The 16,600-nt window shown below is 50.2% G+C and carries 14 protein-coding genes; 10 read left to right on the plus strand and 4 right to left on the minus strand.

The window, feature by feature from the left end:
* Positions 1–62: 62 nt before the first annotated feature.
* The 3 genes from IEY24_RS25395 to IEY24_RS25405 all read right to left on the minus strand — a co-directional run bounded on the left by IEY24_RS25395 (position 63) and on the right by IEY24_RS25405 (position 2,282).
* Positions 63–707 carry a helix-turn-helix transcriptional regulator gene (locus tag IEY24_RS25395; RefSeq protein ID WP_188937673.1) on the minus strand — a complete coding sequence of 215 codons (645 nt, stop codon included), beginning with the start codon at positions 705–707 and terminating at the stop codon, positions 63–65.
* A 55-nt stretch (positions 708–762) separates the two neighbouring features.
* Positions 763–1,404 (minus strand): helix-turn-helix transcriptional regulator, encoded by a 642-nt coding sequence (locus IEY24_RS25400; protein WP_188937674.1) that lies wholly within the window; start codon positions 1,402–1,404, stop codon positions 763–765.
* Between the two features lie 143 nt (positions 1,405–1,547).
* Entirely contained in the window at positions 1,548–2,282 is a 735-nt protein-coding gene (locus IEY24_RS25405) for an NUDIX hydrolase (RefSeq protein ID WP_188938370.1), read from the minus strand.
* 253 nt (positions 2,283–2,535) lie between these two features.
* On the opposite strand from IEY24_RS25405, the gene IEY24_RS25410 reads away from it, so the two are divergent.
* From IEY24_RS25410 to IEY24_RS25445, 8 genes are all read left to right on the plus strand, one after another.
* The gene (locus IEY24_RS25410; RefSeq protein ID WP_188937676.1) at positions 2,536–6,006 is read left to right on the plus strand and encodes a ThuA domain-containing protein; all 3,471 of its coding nucleotides are present in this window, start codon (positions 2,536–2,538) and stop codon (positions 6,004–6,006) included.
* A 155-nt stretch (positions 6,007–6,161) separates the two neighbouring features.
* Complete coding sequence (locus IEY24_RS25415) at positions 6,162–7,670, plus strand: glycosyltransferase family 39 protein (protein WP_188937678.1); 1,509 nt, start codon at positions 6,162–6,164, stop codon at positions 7,668–7,670.
* A 149-nt stretch (positions 7,671–7,819) separates the two neighbouring features.
* Positions 7,820–9,640: a T9SS type A sorting domain-containing protein gene (locus tag IEY24_RS25420; protein WP_188937681.1), complete on the plus strand. Its 1,821-nt coding sequence runs from the start codon at positions 7,820–7,822 to the stop codon at positions 9,638–9,640.
* Positions 9,641–9,892: 252 nt separating this feature from the next.
* Complete coding sequence (locus tag IEY24_RS25425; RefSeq protein ID WP_188937684.1) at positions 9,893–11,599, plus strand: T9SS type A sorting domain-containing protein; 1,707 nt, start codon at positions 9,893–9,895, stop codon at positions 11,597–11,599.
* A 138-nt stretch (positions 11,600–11,737) separates the two neighbouring features.
* Positions 11,738–12,190 (plus strand): carboxymuconolactone decarboxylase family protein, encoded by a 453-nt coding sequence (locus IEY24_RS25430; protein ID WP_188937686.1) that lies wholly within the window; start codon positions 11,738–11,740, stop codon positions 12,188–12,190.
* A 66-nt stretch (positions 12,191–12,256) separates the two neighbouring features.
* On the plus strand, positions 12,257–12,592 hold the full coding sequence (locus IEY24_RS25435; protein WP_188937689.1) for a YciI family protein: 336 nt from the start codon (positions 12,257–12,259) through the stop codon (positions 12,590–12,592).
* 63 nt (positions 12,593–12,655) lie between these two features.
* Positions 12,656–13,897, plus strand: a complete 1,242-nt coding sequence (locus IEY24_RS25440; RefSeq protein WP_188937690.1) for an RNA polymerase sigma factor — start codon at positions 12,656–12,658, stop codon at positions 13,895–13,897.
* 33 nt (positions 13,898–13,930) lie between these two features.
* On the plus strand, positions 13,931–14,995 hold the full coding sequence (locus tag IEY24_RS25445) for an NADH:flavin oxidoreductase/NADH oxidase (protein ID WP_188937693.1): 1,065 nt from the start codon (positions 13,931–13,933) through the stop codon (positions 14,993–14,995).
* 40 nt (positions 14,996–15,035) lie between these two features.
* On the opposite strand, the gene IEY24_RS25450 is transcribed toward IEY24_RS25445, so the two are convergent.
* Positions 15,036–15,251, minus strand: a complete 216-nt coding sequence (locus tag IEY24_RS25450; protein WP_188937695.1) for a hypothetical protein — start codon at positions 15,249–15,251, stop codon at positions 15,036–15,038.
* Positions 15,252–15,419: 168 nt separating this feature from the next.
* On the opposite strand from IEY24_RS25450, the gene IEY24_RS25455 reads away from it, so the two are divergent.
* Together IEY24_RS25455 and IEY24_RS25460 are read left to right on the plus strand one after the other, a co-directional pair.
* A complete protein-coding gene (locus IEY24_RS25455) occupies positions 15,420–15,767 on the plus strand; it encodes a DUF3997 domain-containing protein (RefSeq protein WP_188937698.1) in 348 nt (115 codons plus the stop codon).
* A gap of 105 nt (positions 15,768–15,872) precedes the next feature.
* Positions 15,873–16,328 (plus strand): hypothetical protein, encoded by a 456-nt coding sequence (locus IEY24_RS25460; RefSeq protein WP_188937700.1) that lies wholly within the window; start codon positions 15,873–15,875, stop codon positions 16,326–16,328.
* The last annotated feature ends 272 nt before the right edge of the window (positions 16,329–16,600 follow it).

Raw genomic sequence — 16,600 nt, forward strand, 5'->3', positions numbered from 1 at the left:
TCAATCGTAATGACTGAAATTAACGCATTTCACACTGAATTACAAAATGGCGGCGGGCCAATTTAATTTGACAATACCGAGGCCAGTTCAACAATGTTTATGACATTTTTCTTCAACATAACCGTTCGTTTGATGGTACTGATCGTGCTGTGCCTGACGCTCAATGCTGCCGCAATTTCCGAAGTCTTCATGCCGCTGATCAGCAGGTTCGCCACTTCCTGCTCACGGGGAGAGAGCTTGTTGGGTTTTCTTTGCAGGTTGTATTTGAGGAAGTTACGTATCTGTGCCTGATTGCCCGGGTCGAACAGAAATTCGTAACCGAACTTTTCCAGCGTGCTCCGGCAGATGTACCGCCGCGATTCCAGTACCTCCCGGAGGCAGGTCTCCGTTTCCAGGTCGCTGCTTCCTTTGGAAATGCACGCGCCGGCACCGGAAAGCACAAGCGACAATGCTTTTTTATAAAGATTATCGTTGTACATGATCACCCACGGGATAGCGCTGTGCCGCTGGATCATCCTGGTGTCGATGCCCGTTTTTTCATTGATACCGGCTACCACCAGGTCGATTTTATGATGCAAAAGATGTTTTGAAAGGCCGCTTATGGTATTCGTTTCAAAGAACGTAAACTCGTTTTCAATGTTTTTGAAAAACTCCTTGAGACCCGTCAGGATAATAGGGTGAGAGTCGTATAAAATTACGTGAAGCATAGTAAAGGTGCTGATTGGCGAAGAGGCTTGCCGGCGGGGCCGGAGTTTGGTGTGGTTAGTCTAGTGTATGGATCGCCTGCACGAGGTTGGTCACCGAAAGCTTGCGAAACGCGCGTGCTTTCAGGGTGCTCACCGTGCTGTGCTGGATCTGAAGGCGGTCGGCGATTTCGCCGGTTTTGAGACCGGTTTTCAGTAGCGACGCTACCTCGCGTTCGCGGGAAGTGAGCTGGCGTACGCGCGGGCGATAGCTGTCGGCGCCATTTCTGATGGCCCTGAAGCGCCAGTATTCAGCATTCACATGGGCCTGGGTGGTGGCGCATACGTGCCGCCGCCGTTGAAGGACGGCCAAGATACCTTCCCTTAACGCAACGTCGGTACATTTCTTCGATATGCAGGCTCCCGCTCCCAGGGCCATTAGATCCATCGCGTTTTCAGCACCTTCTTCGGTATAGAGCACGGCGGTTTTGGGCAGTATGGCGGAGATTGTTTCGTGGTCGAAGCGCTCTACGTCGTTCACACTCAGGAGTACGAGGTCGTAGCGTTGGGAGGTCGCATATTTGTAAAACTGACGCGTGCGGGAGGCTTCGGTCACTTTCAAACGCAGATCCATTGTATCCAGCAAAAGCCGGATTCCTTTACGGGAAATCGGGTGCAGATCGAATACTAATACTTTCAGGGTGCTCTCAGGTTTCATCATCACGGGGTGGTCGATTATTATTACCGATACAAATATTCACCTGCGGTGCATGATTTGTAGTGGCTCCCCGCCGACCCCTATGTGGCTTTGCAGCCACACGCACATAAAAATTTTTTATCCCGAGACCTAAATAAAATGCCCGCCTATGGATTCCCGTTCCTGAACCGGTACAGAAACGGCGCTTTGTTGGCAGCTCCGGTAAACTTCTTTTCCAGGCGTTCGAGGACGTCCAGGTCGAGTATTTTTTTCTGAAAATTGTTCCTCGCGAATGCGCGGTCGAAGATCGATTCGTAAAGCTCCTGTAACTCGCGCATCGTGAAAGTTTCGGGTAGGAGGTTGAATGCGATCAGCTTCTGGTCGAGGTTGAGCTGCAAGGTTTCCAGCGCACTGTTTACCATTTCCTGATGGTCCATGATCATCGGAGGCAATGCACGCACCGGATACCAGTCAATGGATTCGTCAAGCTCGGTTTTGCGTGGGACCACTTTGTTGAGGTCCACTAGCGCATAATATCCTATCGAGACAAACCGCCGGGTGATCCAGTCGAACTCCTTACGGCCGAACCGCTTGTCGCCCAGGGTATCCTCATTCAATTCGATAAGCCTTTCGAGGAAACGGATGTTGGAGCGCGGCGAATTACCAAAGACCCTGAATTGTTCGAGATAAATGTCCTTAATGCCCGTTCGGTCTTCCAGTATCCGGCGTGCGGCCTCGTCGATCCCCTCGTCCTGGTAAATAAAACCACTCGGTAAAGCCCAGAAATCACCCCGGAAGTTCAGTTTGGGTACCAGAACGCTAAGCTGCGAATCCTGGTAGCCAAAAATGACGCAGTCGATGGAAAGCTGCTGAATGTAATCCTGTTCGCTCGGTGATTGTATATCCCTCATGTAGTAATCGCTATGAAATAGTCGCTCAATTTTAACCCGGCAATATCGCAGAAACGGTTCTCCTGCACAAAACGGAGGGCGGAAACATTTTGCAGACCTGTTCAAGTCCATACGCGTAATGACGGCAATGTGACTATTTATTGCATTGTTGAAACAATTTATTGAATAAATTTTATTGTCTCAAAGATAGACAATAATGCTTTTTACTGTACATTTGGAGGTCACAATTCAAACGATTAACCAGATGAAGAAAAAAATACAGGGTGTGCTCCTCTGCTGTGCATGGCTCCTGGTAGGTCATGTTATGGCACAGGCGCCCAAAATGCAGGTGCTGGTTTTCAGCAAGACTGCGGCGTTCAGGCACCAGTCGATCGGCGCGGGGAAAAAGGCGCTGGGCAAAATGGCGGCAGAGAAAGGCTTTGGCGTCAGTTTTACGGAAGATGCCGCCCAGTTCAGGGAAAGCAATCTGAAAAAATACAACGCGGTAATATTTCTCAATACGACAGGTGATATCCTCGACGCGGAGCAGCAAAGCGCTTTCGAACGTTACATTCAGGCGGGAGGCGGCTACGTGGGCATCCACGCAGCCAGCGATACGGAATACGAATGGCCATGGTACGGCGCATTGGCTGGCGCCTGGTTCCTCGACCACCCCATGCCCGATAATGTGCAGAAAGGGAAGTTTATCGTAACGCAGAAAAACCACTGGGCCACACAGGGTATGCCCGATGAATTTGAGCGGAGCGATGAGTTTTACAGCTTCAAAAACATTTCTCCGAAAATCAACGTCGTCCTTAAAATCGATGAGAAAAGCTATAAGGGCGGTAAAAACCCGGATTTCCATCCGATGAGCTGGTACCAGGAGTTCGATGGTGGCCGGTCGTTCTACACCGCCATGGGGCATACCGACGAAACGTTTGAAGAGCCGCTTTTCCTCAACCACCTTTGGGCGGGCATTCGCTACGCTACCGGCGGCGACACGCCCAAGCCGGTTGATTTCGCCAAAGCACGCCCCGAAGAAAACCGTTTTTCAAAAGTAATACTGGCCGAAAAGCTGGATGAGCCAATGGAACTGAGCGTGCTGGGCGACGGCCGCATCCTGTTTATTCAGCGAAAAGGTGAGGTACTGCTTTACCATACCAAAACCAAAGAGTTGAAAACCATTGCCAAACTTCCCGTTAGCACCAAATATGTGAGCAAGGAGGGCAAGGAGTCGATGGGCGAGGATGGTTTGCTGGGGTTGAATAAAGACCCGAATTTTGCACAAAATCACTGGATTTACCTCTACTATTCCGACCCGAACGAATCGAAGAACGTGCTCGCACGCTTTGAGCTGAAAGGCGACGAGTTAGACCTTGCTTCGCGCAGGATATTGCTCGATGTGCCCACGCAGCGCGAGGAATGCTGCCACACCGCCGGTTCCATTGCCTGGGATAAGGACGGCAATTTGTACCTCTCCACAGGCGACAATACCAACCCGCACGGCTCCAACGGATACAGCCCGAGTGACGAACGCGCCGGTCGCGAGGCTTGGGATGCGCAGAAATCATCGGCCAATACCAACGATTTGCGCGGTAAGATCATTCGCATCAAACCGCAGTCCGATGGAACGGCAGGGGCTGCTCCATACACCATTCCGGAAGGCAACCTGTTCCCGAAAGGAACGCCCCAAACACGTCCTGAAATTTACACAATGGGCCACCGCAACCCGTTCCGCATTTCGGTAGATCAGCGAACCGGCTACGTATATTGGGGCGAGGTGGGACCCGATGCCGCAAAACCCGATGCCAACCGCGGCCCGGCCGGTCATGATGAAGTAGGGCAGGCCCGAAAACCCGGCAATTTCGGCTGGCCCCATTTTGTAGGTGATAACAAAGCGTACAACAAATATGATTTCACGGCAAGCCAATCGGGAGAGAAATGGGATGTTGCAGCACCGACCAACAATTCTCCCAGCAATACGGGTCTGAAAGTGCTGCCGCCGGCACAAAAAGCATTCATTTGGTATCCTTATGACGCCTCGCCCGAGTTCCCGCTCGTGGGCGCGGGTGGGCGCAACGCAATGGCCGGGCCGGTATTTTATTCGGACGATTTCAAGAATGCGCAGGGGGCGCCTCAGCCGGGCGCTTTTCCTGCCTATTACAATGGTAAACTGCTTGCTTATGAATGGATGCGGGGCTGGATTATGGCCGTCACTATGGATAAGGAAGGTAATTACGCTTCGATGGAGCGCTTTATGCCCAGCTACAAATTCTCGAATCCGATGGATATGGAATTTGCACCAAACGGGGACCTGTATATGCTCGAATATGGCTCGGGCTGGTTCTCGGCCAACGACGATGCCCGCCTGATCCGCATCGAATACAATGGGGGTAACCGTAAACCGAAGATCGAATTGACTGCCAATAAACAAGGCGGTTCCGTGCCATTGGCCTTAAAACTTACAGCGGCCGGTACCGACGATGCCGACGGGGATGCATTGACTTATTCCTGGAAAATTACTTCTAAAAACGGATTTACAAAAACCATTAACGGCCAGGATGCGCAGCTGACACTCGCCAAAACGGGCCTTTACAAGGCTACTTTAACCGTAAATGACGGTAAAGGCGGTATTTCGACGCAGTCGCTCGACGTCACGGTGGGTAACGAAGCGCCGGTGCTGAGCCTGGATATGCCGGGAGCCAACAAGTCGTTTTTTGTGCCGGGTAAGCCATTTCAATATGACGTAAAGGTGAAAGATAAAGAAGACGGTGCGCTGGGAAGCGGCATCGATGCCGATGCTGTGGCGGTCAATATCGATTACCTGCCCGAAGGCTTCGATAAGGTAGCCATTGCCCAGGGGCACCGCTCCGCCGACGCGTCGGCGACTACGACAGCCGGTAAGAAGCTGATCGAAGCGAGCGATTGCAAAGCTTGCCATAGCATCAGCAAAAAATCGATAGGCCCGGCATATACTGAGGTTGCGCGCAAATACAAAGGCAACAGTTCGGCGGTTGAAATGCTCACTAAGAAGGTGATCAGCGGCGGAGGAGGTGTTTGGGGCGAAACGGCTATGGCCGCGCACCCGCAACTTTCGGCGACCGACGCTGCGGAGATGGTCAGGTATATCCTGAACCTTTCCGGCGATGCCGCCGAGAAAGCCTCGTTGCCTGTCAAAGGCAGTTATACAGCAACATTACCGAGTGGCGACAAGGGTAAGGGCGTTTTCGTATTGCGCGCCGCATATCAGGATAAAGGCGCCAAGGGCTTGCCCGCGCTTCGTTCAGAGCAGACATTCGTGCTTCGGAATTCGATCCTGGACGTACATGGTTTCGATGTGTACGACGACGTTAATAAAATGTCCTATGGCGGCAATAACCTTGCTATTCCAGCCAAGTCGGGCGCTTACATGGGCCTGAAACAGGTCGACCTGAATGGCGTATCGGCTTTCCGGGTGATGGCTATGGCGCCCAAACCGCAGCTGAATGCCTCGGGTGGGAAGGTGGAGCTGAGGCTCGACAGCCCAACAGGTAAACTAATTGGTGAATCGGCATTTCTGGAACCGACGGACAAGCTGGATTTCAAGCCATCGACCCTCGATATCCCTGTAAAACTTCCGACGGCCGACGGCAAGCCCCATGATGTGTATATGATTTTTGTAAACCCTTCGAAGTCATCCGGTAGTCTGATGGTTGTAATGAGTGCACAGGCAGTGCTGGCTTCGACGGCGCAGTAGTGCACGTTTCGGATAAGCATTTTTCCTGAATGGCGGCCCTGTTTCGACGGGGCCGCCATTGTTTTGTGCCTGTTTTGTATATTGTCGGGTTGCCGGTGCGTTGCGGAAGTGGTGCCAGGACGCACTTCAATTTTTCAGTTACAGCTCAAACACGTATGACCAAGAAAACCGCTTTGCTTCTTGCATTTATCGCCCTGAAATTCCTGTTACAATATTTCCTCATTATCCCCGGTTACGACCTGCACCGCGACGAATATCTTCACCTCGACCAGGGCAACCACCTGGCGTGGGGTTTTATGTCGGTGCCGCCGGTTACCTCCTGGATTGCCTGGCTGATCGGCGTTTTGGGGAATGGGGAATGGACGGTCCGGTTCTTTCCGGCATTGTTCGGCGCGTTGACGATGCTTGTTGTCTGGCGGACAGTCGAGCGGTTGGGGGGAGGCCTATATGCCTGCGTCCTGGCTGGCTCTTGCGTATTGTTCTCGGTTTTGTTAAGGTTAAATCAGTTATTTCAACCAAATTCCATCGATGTCCTGTGCTGGACGGCGCTGTATTATATTCTGATCAGTTTTATTCAGTCGAGGGACCATCGCTGGCTTTACGGTTTTGCGGCAGTGTTCGCGTTAGGTGTTTTAAATAAATACAATATTGCGTTCGCTGCGGTGGGCCTGCTTCCGGCCATACTGCTTACGCCGCAGCGCAACTTGCTGTTCAACAAGCACGTTTGCCTAGCATTATTACTTGCATTGCTGTTAATCGCACCCAACCTCGTGTGGCAATGCCAGCACAAGTTCCCGGTTTTTCACCACATGAAACTGCTGGCCGAAACACAGCTCGTGAACGTCAACCGCGCCGATTTTCTGAAAGAGCAACTGCTGTTTTTCATAGGCTCTTTATTCGTCATTGCGGCAGGGCTCTATGGTTTGCTAACCTACAAGCCATTTGCACCCTACCGGCTGTTCTTTTTCTCCATGATCATTACCCTGGCCGTCTTCACGTACCTGCGCGCGAAGGGTTATTACGCGATCGGCATTTACCCGGTCTACATTGCTTTCGGGGCGGTTTATATTGGTTCAAAAGTGAATGTGGCCTGGTTGCGAGGCGTGTTCGTTCTGATCCCCGTTGCTCTTTTTATACCGCTGTTTAATGTAGCATTTCCTAACAAAACGCCGGAACAGATCGCCGCGAATCCGGAGCGCTATCGAAAACTGGGACTTCTGCGCTGGGAAGATGGCAAGGATCACCAGTTGCCCCAGGATTTTGCCGACATGCTGGGCTGGCGCGAGTTGGCGGGCAAAGTGGATGCAGCTTACGCATTGATGCCGGACAAAGCGGCAACGCTCGTGCTTTGCGATAATTACGGGCAGGCCGGAGCCATTAATTACTATTCCAAAACGGGCGTCCGTGCCGTAACTTTCAATGCGGATTATGTGGATTGGTTTGACCTTTCAAAGAAGTACAAACATCTCATCCGAGTCAAAAGCTGGCATGAGCGGGAGGTCGAAATGAAGGAAACCGGACCGTTATTTGCGACGGGCTTTGCGGCAGATTCGGTGACAAACCGCTACGCCCGCGAATGGGGGACGACGGTATTCATTTTCCGCGACGCGCGAATCGATATCAATGCACGCATCGAAAAGGAAATAGCCGAGGAGCGGTGGTAAGGGGCATAAAATCTGTCCGGCCAGGGGGAAATAAGGTTGTTTTAAAATAGGAATATTGAGGGAAATTGTGTAACTTCATATAGCTAAACGGTTACATAATTATACTGTTTTTGTTGGTTAAAGTTTTCAATCTATCAAACTTAACTGATATGAAACCTCCTCTGCAAACCTTACTGAAAATGGTCCTTTTTTACACCATTTTCCTGATCAGCACAGTTCATACTTTTGGTCAAAGCTGGAATCAGATGATCAAAGTTACAGCACAAAACAATGACGCTTCTTCGGCAAGAACCGCCAACGATGAGTACGGATCTGCCGTGTCAATATCCGGAAATTATGCTATCGTTGGATCCTATCGTGAAAGTGAAGACGGAAATGGATTAGATACGGTCGCACTTACGGGAGCTGCTTATATCCTTTACAACGATGCCGGAAACTGGGTCCAGGTGAAAAAGATCACGGCACCTGTCCGTGAGTTTGCTGACAACTTTGGAGTTTCGGTCTCCATCAGTGGGGACTATGCCATCGTTGGTGCCCACCAGGAGGACGACGATGCGCTGGAGACCAATACTTTGTTCAATGCAGGCTCGGCTTATATTTTCAAAAAGGACCAGGGAGGGCCGGACAACTGGGGTTTGCTGAAAAAAATAACGGCTTCCACACGTGATGTACAAGACAGATTCGGTTATTCGGTATCGATGAGCGGCAATTACGCCATTGTAAGTGCGTATTTGGAAGACGACGACGTAAATGAAACCAATACGCTGGACAATTCGGGCTCGGCTTATATTTTCAAAAAGGACCAGGGTGGTACGGACAACTGGGGGCAGGTGAAAAAAATTACGGCTTCTGTACGCGGCATCGTAGATTGGTTCGGCGTTTCTGTCTCCATAAGTGGCGACTATGCCATCGTGGGAGCCAATTTTGAAGATGAAGACAGCCTGGAAAACAATAGTTTGGATGGATCAGGATCCGCCTATATTTTTAAGAAAGATCAGGGGGGAGCTGACAATTGGGGACAAGTGAAAAAAGTCACGGCCGCCGACCGGGCTAGCGGCGACGCTTTTGGCTGGTCTGTATCGATCGACGGCAATTATGCCATTGTGGCGGCTTATACAAAGGGAGGTTATATTTTTAAGAAAGATCAGGGAGGAATTGATAATTGGGGGCAGGTACAAAAACGGCCCGGCGGGGGCGCTTCGGTGGCAATCAGCGGTGATTATGCCGTGGTGGGCGGACAAAGTTCGGCTGACTTTTTTAAGAAAGATCTGGGAGGGCTCGATAATTGGGGGCCGATGCAGAATGTCTCCCACGGTGGTAATTTTGGTGTTGCGACATCGATGAGCGGAGATTTTACCCTTGTAGGGGCTTATTCAGACGATAACTTCGGGTCTGCTTATATTTTCAAATTGGGGCCTCCGCTGCCGGTTACAATCATCACTTTTGAAGCTGTCAAGAAAGAAAACCAGGTGCTGCTGAGCTGGGCGACAACCATGGAAAGCAATTCGGCATACTTTGACGTTCAAAAAAGTGGTGACGGCCATAACTGGAAAACGCTGGGACGTGTATGGGCGGCCGTTAAAAGTGATCAGCTCAGGTCGTACGCTTTCACAGACGACAATCCATCGGATGAAGATCCCCATGGCCAGGCAAACCTGTACCGCCTCAAAATGGTCGACACGAATGGTATTTTTGCATACAGCAGGACGATCAGCCTGTTATTTGGGAAGAAGCTCCGAAGTATCCTTTATCCTAATCCCGTATCCGACAAATTATACTGTGATCCGGCAGAAGCAGCAAAAATAGAATCGATCACGATGGTTAACAGCGCCGGACGAATCATGTTACGGTCTTTTGAAAATACCAGGGCAGGTATTTCCGTAGATCGTCTCACCCCGGGGATTTACGTGGGGCAAATCAAGACAAAAGCAGGAGCTGTGCAGTTCCAGAAGATAATCGTGGTACGATAACTCAGTACCCGTATTTGTAGCGTAGGGGAGACGTGGGCAAGTCGCCTCCCTTTGCTGATCAGTTGACCGACAATATGTGCCACGGCCTCGGAAATGGCGTGCAGGTCGGCCTTGAATGCGTGTCCCTGCGTTTGTTCTAAACAGACTCCGATAGATGCAAACAGAACAGGAAATTTTACTATTTGGTAATAGTTATTCGCCTATAAATCAATTATATTCAAGCCGTCATACTCAACGTTAATCTTACTGCTCATGAAAACAACTCTATGCAAGTTTGCCCAAATTTGCCTGCTTAATGCACTGGTTTTCTCTGCGCTGAAAGCCCAAACCTGCAACTTTACGAATCTGCGCCTCGACTCACAGGCATTGGTTAATTCATTTAGCTCAACCTGTAAGACAGTTAACGGAGATATTACCGTTACAGGAGCGGATATTACAGACCTCAGCCCATTGCAAAATGTCGAAATAATAAATGGAAAGCTTACGATCCAGAATAATCCGGCCCTTTCGAGCCTGAACGGATTGAATAACCTGACGGCGGCCCAGCATTTATTGATCTACACGAATGATCTTTTGACTGATTTGACAGGATTGGAGCGGTTGAAATCTGCTGGCGGTACTACCCATATTCGCTACAATAAGGGGCTTGTTGATCTGGAAGGGCTGGATAGTCTGACGGATGCAAAGACATTTTACATTACCAACAACGATTCACTGACCAGCCTGGCCGGACTAGGAGCCTTAACAACCGTCACCGACATTCTGGCGATAGGTTCAAACAAAAGCCTGGCCAGTTTCAACGGATTGAATAGCCTGACCACCGTGAGCCGGATCAACATAGGGGAAAACGATGCGTTGACGGATTTTTCAGGATTAGAGACGTTAACTTCCGTCACATATCAGATGCACGTAAGCTCAAATAAGAACCTTACCAGCTTAAATGGCCTGACTAACCTTAATTATTTGAGCGAGGCATATATCACCGACAACGACCTGCTGCCTGATTTATCGGGATTGGAGAATGTAAGGGGCGTATACTGGTTGGTGGTGGGAGAAAACGGCGGCCTTACCAGCCTGGCGGGATTGGATAATCTGCTTTCGGCAACCAACTTTATCATCCGGAATAACGACTTGCTGACCGGTTTATCGGGATTGGAGGGGTTGACGAATGTAGGATGGTTGCAGATCAGTGGCAACCCGGAGCTGACCAGCATCTCCCGCCTGGGCGCAGGTATCAGCGGGGGACGGACGGGCTCCAACGAGAGGGTTGCTGCGCTCACAATCGGTGGACTGGCAATCAGCAACAATATCAAATTGACCTCGTGTTCGATTTCCGCGGTTTGTAGTTTTATCAGCACCAACACTGCGACCATCAGTGGAAACGGTCCTGGTTGTGAAACTCAGGCTGCCGTGCAAATTGGTTGTTCGACGCTTCCGGTAACCCTGTCTCATTTTAAAGCGACTATCGAAGACCGCACCGCGCTTTTACAATGGGCAACGACTGAGGAAAGCAACAGCGCTGTCTTTGAAATTGAGCATAGTCTGGATGCTGCAACGTGGTACAAGGCTGGTGAGCAGGATGCGGCGGGTAAAAGCAACAAGCTTGTCGACTACCAATGGATTCATCTTACACCCGCCGACGGACCGAACTATTATCGTCTCAAAATGAAAGATCTCGACGGTTCCTATGCTTACAGCCAGATTGTGACGCTTAAATTTGACGGGGCAGGCAAGATACCTGCGATTGTTTATCCAAATCCCGTTTCGGATGTGCTGAACGTGGAAGATAACAAAGGAATTGTCCTGCTTCAGATTATCAGCACCGAGGGTAAAAAGGTGTATGAAACCAGCAGCGTTCCTGACAAGCTCCCGATCAAAGGACTGGCTAAGGGGATGTACCAGGTTCATATCAGGAGGCAGGGCGGAATGGTGCAAAAGCAGCGCATTGCTATTCTTTAAGCCTATTTATTCACGTTAAATTTTCTTTCTCCGGTTCCGTTTGAGGACCGGAGATTTTTTTTGAAATTTTTTCCAAGTTCTGTCCAGATCCGGAAAGTCGGTTGTCATTAGGTTTTTTAACTCAAAAATTTCTCAAAAATGGAAACCAGACTTAATTTCTTCGAAAAAGGACAAAATGCAGTAAAGCCACTTTTCGGTATCAATGGCTATATCAAAAAATCGACGCTTGGCCGTCAGTTGGTAGAGCTGATCGACTTTCGCATATCTCAGATCAACGGATGCGCTTATTGCCTTGATATGCATTCCAAAGAGCTGCGTGCCATGGGCGAAACCGAGCAGCGCCTGTACGGCCTGAGCGCGTGGCGCGAGACACCTTACTATACCGACCGCGAACGTGCCGCATTTACATGGGCCGAAGCCGTTAATGCCCTGCACGTGACCGACGAGGTGTACAAGGAAGTGGCCGCGCAGTTTTCAGAAGAAGAGATCGTAGACCTGACGATGGTCGTTACGGCGATCAACAGCTGGAACCGCATTAACATCGCATTCCCGGCCGCGATCGGGACTTACCAGGTAGGCCAGTTCGGTTGATTTGCCCAAAACTGATTAGATTTCGCATTCAAACAACTTAGCCACTTTAAAAAACAGTACCGAATCATGGACGAGTTCTTATTGGTATTCCGACGCGATTTTCAGAACAGGGAAAATCAGCCGTCCCCCGAGCAATTGCAGGAGCATTTCCAGAAATGGCATGCCTGGTATGATAAGATGGCCTCCGAAGACCGGATTGTGCTCCAGAGGCGGTGGGATGGGGAAGGCCTGGTGGTAAATGCCCAAAAGACTGTGCTCAATGGTCCCTATGCGGAGATCAAGGAGGCGATAGGCGGGGCGGTGATCATCCGCGCGGCGAATTATGAAGAGGCCGCCGAGTTTGCCAAAGCTGTGCCTATTCTGGAATTCGGCGGAAATGTGGAAATCCGGAAGGCGCTCTGATTGCAGTTTGCTGATCCTTTTTGATATTTGCGAGGTCCGGCTTTCCCGCCGGACCTTACTATCATGGAGGAAAAAGAACTGTTGCCGCACCTTTTCCGGACTGAATACCGCAAACTGGTGGCCGTGCTATGCTACCTTTTCGGGATCGAGCACGTCGAGGTCGCCGAGGACATTGCGAGTGATACATTTCTGGCTGCCGCTGAAACCTGGGCCATCAAAGGAGTGCCCGAAAACCCTGCCGCCTGGCTGTATACCGTTGCAAAAAACCGGACAAAGAATTATCTGAAGCGCAATACGGTATTCGAGCAAAAGGTGGCGTCGGAGATCCGCTATTCGTCGGACAAAGAAGCGGAAATAGATATCGATATGTCGCCAAAAAATATCACGGATAGCCAGTTGGCGATGATTTTCGCGGTTTGTAACCCGCTTATTCCAGCGGAGTCGCAGGTGGCGCTCGCGCTGAACCTGCTTTGCGGTTTTGGTGTGCAGGAAATCGCCGATGCTTTTTTGCTGAACAAGGAAGTCGTGTACAAGCGGATCCAACGCGCGAAGGAAAAATTGAAAGAAGGAAGGATCAGCATCACACAGCCCAGCGTGCCCGAGATCGGCGAGCGGCTGGAAACCGTACTGACCACCATTTATTTACTCTATTCCGAAGGGTATTACTCTATTTCCCAGAACACTACATTGCGTAAGGAGCTTTGTGCGGAAGCCATGCGCCTCAATTTCCTTTTAATAGACAATGAATTGACCGACCGCCCCGAAGCGAGTGCATTGCTTTCGCTGATGTGCTTCCATTCGTCGCGCTTCGAAGCGCGTACCAATCGGAATGGCGAAATGGTGCTCTACGAAGATCAAGACGAATCGCTCTGGAACCGGGAACTCATCGAACGCGGGACGTATTATCTGAGCCGTGCTTCGACCGGTGAAAAACTGAGCCGTTACCATCTCGAAGCCGGCATTGCCTATTGGCATACCCATAAGGAAGATTCGCACGAAAAGTGGACGCATATCCTGGATCTTTACAACCATTTGCTGGCCATCGAGTATTCGCCCATCGCCGCATTGAACCGGATTTACGCGCTTGCCAAAGTGAGCGGAAAAGAAGCCGCGATCGGGGAGGCGGAGCATTTGAACCTGACCAATAACCATTTTTATTACTCGTTGCTCGGCAATCTCTATGCCGGTATAGACGATACGCAGGCTACTACGCATTATGAGACGGCCATTAAACTCGCGCATTCGGAGTCGGACAAAGCAATCCTGTTCAGGAATATCGCACGTTTGCAGGATAATGCGGGTTGATAGTCTATATTAGCCCAATCTAATTCTGCCAACATGTCAAAGCTGTTTTCACCGATTACCATTAAAAGCGTCCAGTTCAAAAACCGGATCGTCGTTTCCCCCATGTGCCAATACTCGTCCGTCGATGGTTTCGCCACCGACTGGCATCTCGTCCACCTCGGCAGCCGTGCCGTAGGCGGTGCGGGACTGATCATTACCGAAGCCACCGGCGTATCACCCGAAGGCCGCATTTCCTCCGAGGACCTGGGCATCTGGAAGGACGAGCACATCGAAAAACTCTCGCAGATCACCGCGTTCATCAGCGCGCAGGGATGTGTGCCGGGCGTGCAGCTCGCTCACGCGGGCAGGAAGGCCAGTACTGCGGTACCCTGGAAGGGCCGTGCCGAGGTGCCTCAGGGCGAGGGGGGATGGCAGACGGTGTCGGCGTCGGCGGTTCCATTCTCGGATACTTACCCTAAGCCGGTCGCATTAGACGTTGCGGGTATCGATAAAGTTGTTGCTGACTTCACCGCCGCCGCCAAAAGGGCATTGCAAGCCGGCTTTAAAGTGATCGAAATCCATGCCGCGCACGGCTACCTAGTGCATCAGTTCCTGTCGCCGCTCAGTAACCACCGCACTGACGAATATGGCGGGAGTTTTGAGAACCGCATTCGCCTGCTGCTGCGCATTATCGAGGGTATCCAAACAGTATGGCCGACCGATCTGCCGTTATTTACCCGCATTTCTGCTACGGACTGGGCCGAAGGTGGCTGGAATGCCGATGAATCGGTGCAACTCGCAGAGATTCTCAAAGAAAAAGGCATCGACCTGATCGACGTATCGACAGGTGGTCTAGCTGCCCACCAGCAAATTCCGGTCGGTCCGGCATACCAACTCCCGTTCGCCTCACGTATCAAACGCGAAACCGGCATTCTTACCGGCACCGTGGGTATGATCACCAATTCCATCCAGGCCGAAACGATTCTGGTGAATGGCGATGCGGATATGATTATTATGGCCAGGGAGATTTTGCGGAATCCGTACTTTCCGCTGGAAGCTGCGCGGGACTTGAAAGATACCGTCGCGTGGCCGGTGCAGTACGAGCGCGGGAAATGGTGAAAGGTCCCTTTGCCGCATTCATCACTTTCCGGCCACTGCCTCATGCGTAAGCTAGCTTGCTCAGGACCGGCGAATTATCGATGATGGGCCTCATCCGAAGATCGGACGCAATTTCGATGTAGGACATTACACGAATATCTTCGTGACCCGGATAAAATTCCCGAAAATCGTTGATCAGCATATCTTCGGAGAAAAGTGTTTTTGCTTCGAAACTGTACGAGTTGGTTAAAATTACCCCATCTTTTTTCGCAGACATAGTAAGCATGTATTTGGGCATAAGGCTGTTGTTATGTGTGATTTATTAAAAATATGTTCCGTAACCGGCCAGGGGCCTCCCTTTGCCGGATTCTGTGCAAAAACCTTGCCGCGCAAATGGTTTTTGCAGTTCATTCTCCTCGGTTTGCTTACCTGTGCGTGTGAGGGCATGGACACAACGCATGTAACACAGGATTTTTACCTGGTGGATATGGATTATGACGCGGAGGAGCGTTCGCTTTCGTTCAGTGTCAATGACCGGGATTATGTGGGAGTAGTTGGGCCAACCGTTGTTGGTTACGCCTTAAGCGGGAAATATATTTTGGTGAAGCAGAGACCAAAGTTTTTCTTGGAGCCGAAAAGCACGCGGAAGCCACTCTATTATATCGTTGATACGGACGTTGAAAGGCTACGAATGCCGGAGCAAGGTGTAATGGGGCCTATGGTTCTTTCAGACTTTAATGAGACGTGTAAGAAAATGAGGATCCGAACGCCCGTACGTTTTCTGGAAGACTGAAAAATGGAATTGAACGTCTTAGCAATTCCAAACCACACATATGGTGGCGCCGCCGATTCGGATATCACCGTTATGAAGTAGAAGCCGACTTACCCGTCAACAGCGATGAACGACAAGATGAAAATTAGCAACTATGACGCGGGTGCCATGCAGGCCTTGCTGTGGGTGTTTACTGGATTAAATGCTGTGTCCCTGGTGCCATTCTTCATTTGGGATTTTAACCCGAACCTGCTTGCAATCGCTATGATTGAGGCAGCTGTTTTTGGTTTCCTTCATTACCGCAGTCGTGACTTTTGGAGCATATGGTATGAAAACGGGAATATCCATTTCAAGAACCTGTATAAAAAGCAGATCGTCAGCATCGAAAGATTTAAAAAGGTTGAGACCATCGGTATATCCAGGTATGAATATGGCCTTTTTCTGGATGACAATACGGTATACGCATTCGCTCTTGGCGGAATGGAAGCGTGGAAGCTTTTCTTTAAAATGGATCGGGAATACTATGCAAAGAAAGTCAATGCAAAACTTCTGGCGTTGAAGAATGGAAGAATTGATGCTTAGCAATGGCGATGCGGTTATGATTATCATGGCGAGAAAGAATTTTTCCGTTCGTGTGAAGGAATGCGCAAGAAACAGGTGAAAATAGACAGGAAAGAACAAGCGTCATGAATCAAAAGGGGATTATAAATTGCGTAGTAGGAGCCATGATGCTATTAGCCATGTCTTGTTATGATAATCAAATCCATTACGACCTTGAAGCACAAACAATAAAAACGTGTAATGGCAAAGACATATCATATTTATTCATTGAATCTGAAAAGGGAGAAGTATGG

This window comes from Dyadobacter endophyticus (genome assembly GCF_014641595.1).
GTDB classification, from domain to species: domain Bacteria; phylum Bacteroidota; class Bacteroidia; order Cytophagales; family Spirosomataceae; genus Dyadobacter; species Dyadobacter endophyticus.

Bases quoted from the DNA above. Each gene is read 5' to 3' on its own strand.
- IEY24_RS25395 (WP_188937673.1), bottom strand. From the start codon at position 707: ATGCTTCACGTAATTTTATACGACTCTCACCCTATTATCCTGACGGGT.
- IEY24_RS25455 (WP_188937698.1), top strand. From the start codon at position 15,420: ATGGACACAACGCATGTAACACAGGATTTTTACCTGGTGGATATGGAT.
- IEY24_RS25425 (WP_188937684.1), top strand. From the start codon at position 9,893: ATGAAAACAACTCTATGCAAGTTTGCCCAAATTTGCCTGCTTAATGCA.
- IEY24_RS25420 (WP_188937681.1), top strand. From the start codon at position 7,820: ATGAAACCTCCTCTGCAAACCTTACTGAAAATGGTCCTTTTTTACACC.
- IEY24_RS25445 (WP_188937693.1), top strand. From the start codon at position 13,931: ATGTCAAAGCTGTTTTCACCGATTACCATTAAAAGCGTCCAGTTCAAA.
- IEY24_RS25400 (WP_188937674.1), bottom strand. From the start codon at position 1,404: ATGATGAAACCTGAGAGCACCCTGAAAGTATTAGTATTCGATCTGCAC.
- IEY24_RS25450 (WP_188937695.1), bottom strand. From the start codon at position 15,251: ATGTCTGCGAAAAAAGATGGGGTAATTTTAACCAACTCGTACAGTTTC.
- IEY24_RS25415 (WP_188937678.1), top strand. From the start codon at position 6,162: ATGACCAAGAAAACCGCTTTGCTTCTTGCATTTATCGCCCTGAAATTC.
- IEY24_RS25410 (WP_188937676.1), top strand. From the start codon at position 2,536: ATGAAGAAAAAAATACAGGGTGTGCTCCTCTGCTGTGCATGGCTCCTG.
- IEY24_RS25435 (WP_188937689.1), top strand. From the start codon at position 12,257: ATGGACGAGTTCTTATTGGTATTCCGACGCGATTTTCAGAACAGGGAA.
- IEY24_RS25460 (WP_188937700.1), top strand. From the start codon at position 15,873: ATGAACGACAAGATGAAAATTAGCAACTATGACGCGGGTGCCATGCAG.
- IEY24_RS25430 (WP_188937686.1), top strand. From the start codon at position 11,738: ATGGAAACCAGACTTAATTTCTTCGAAAAAGGACAAAATGCAGTAAAG.
- IEY24_RS25440 (WP_188937690.1), top strand. From the start codon at position 12,656: ATGGAGGAAAAAGAACTGTTGCCGCACCTTTTCCGGACTGAATACCGC.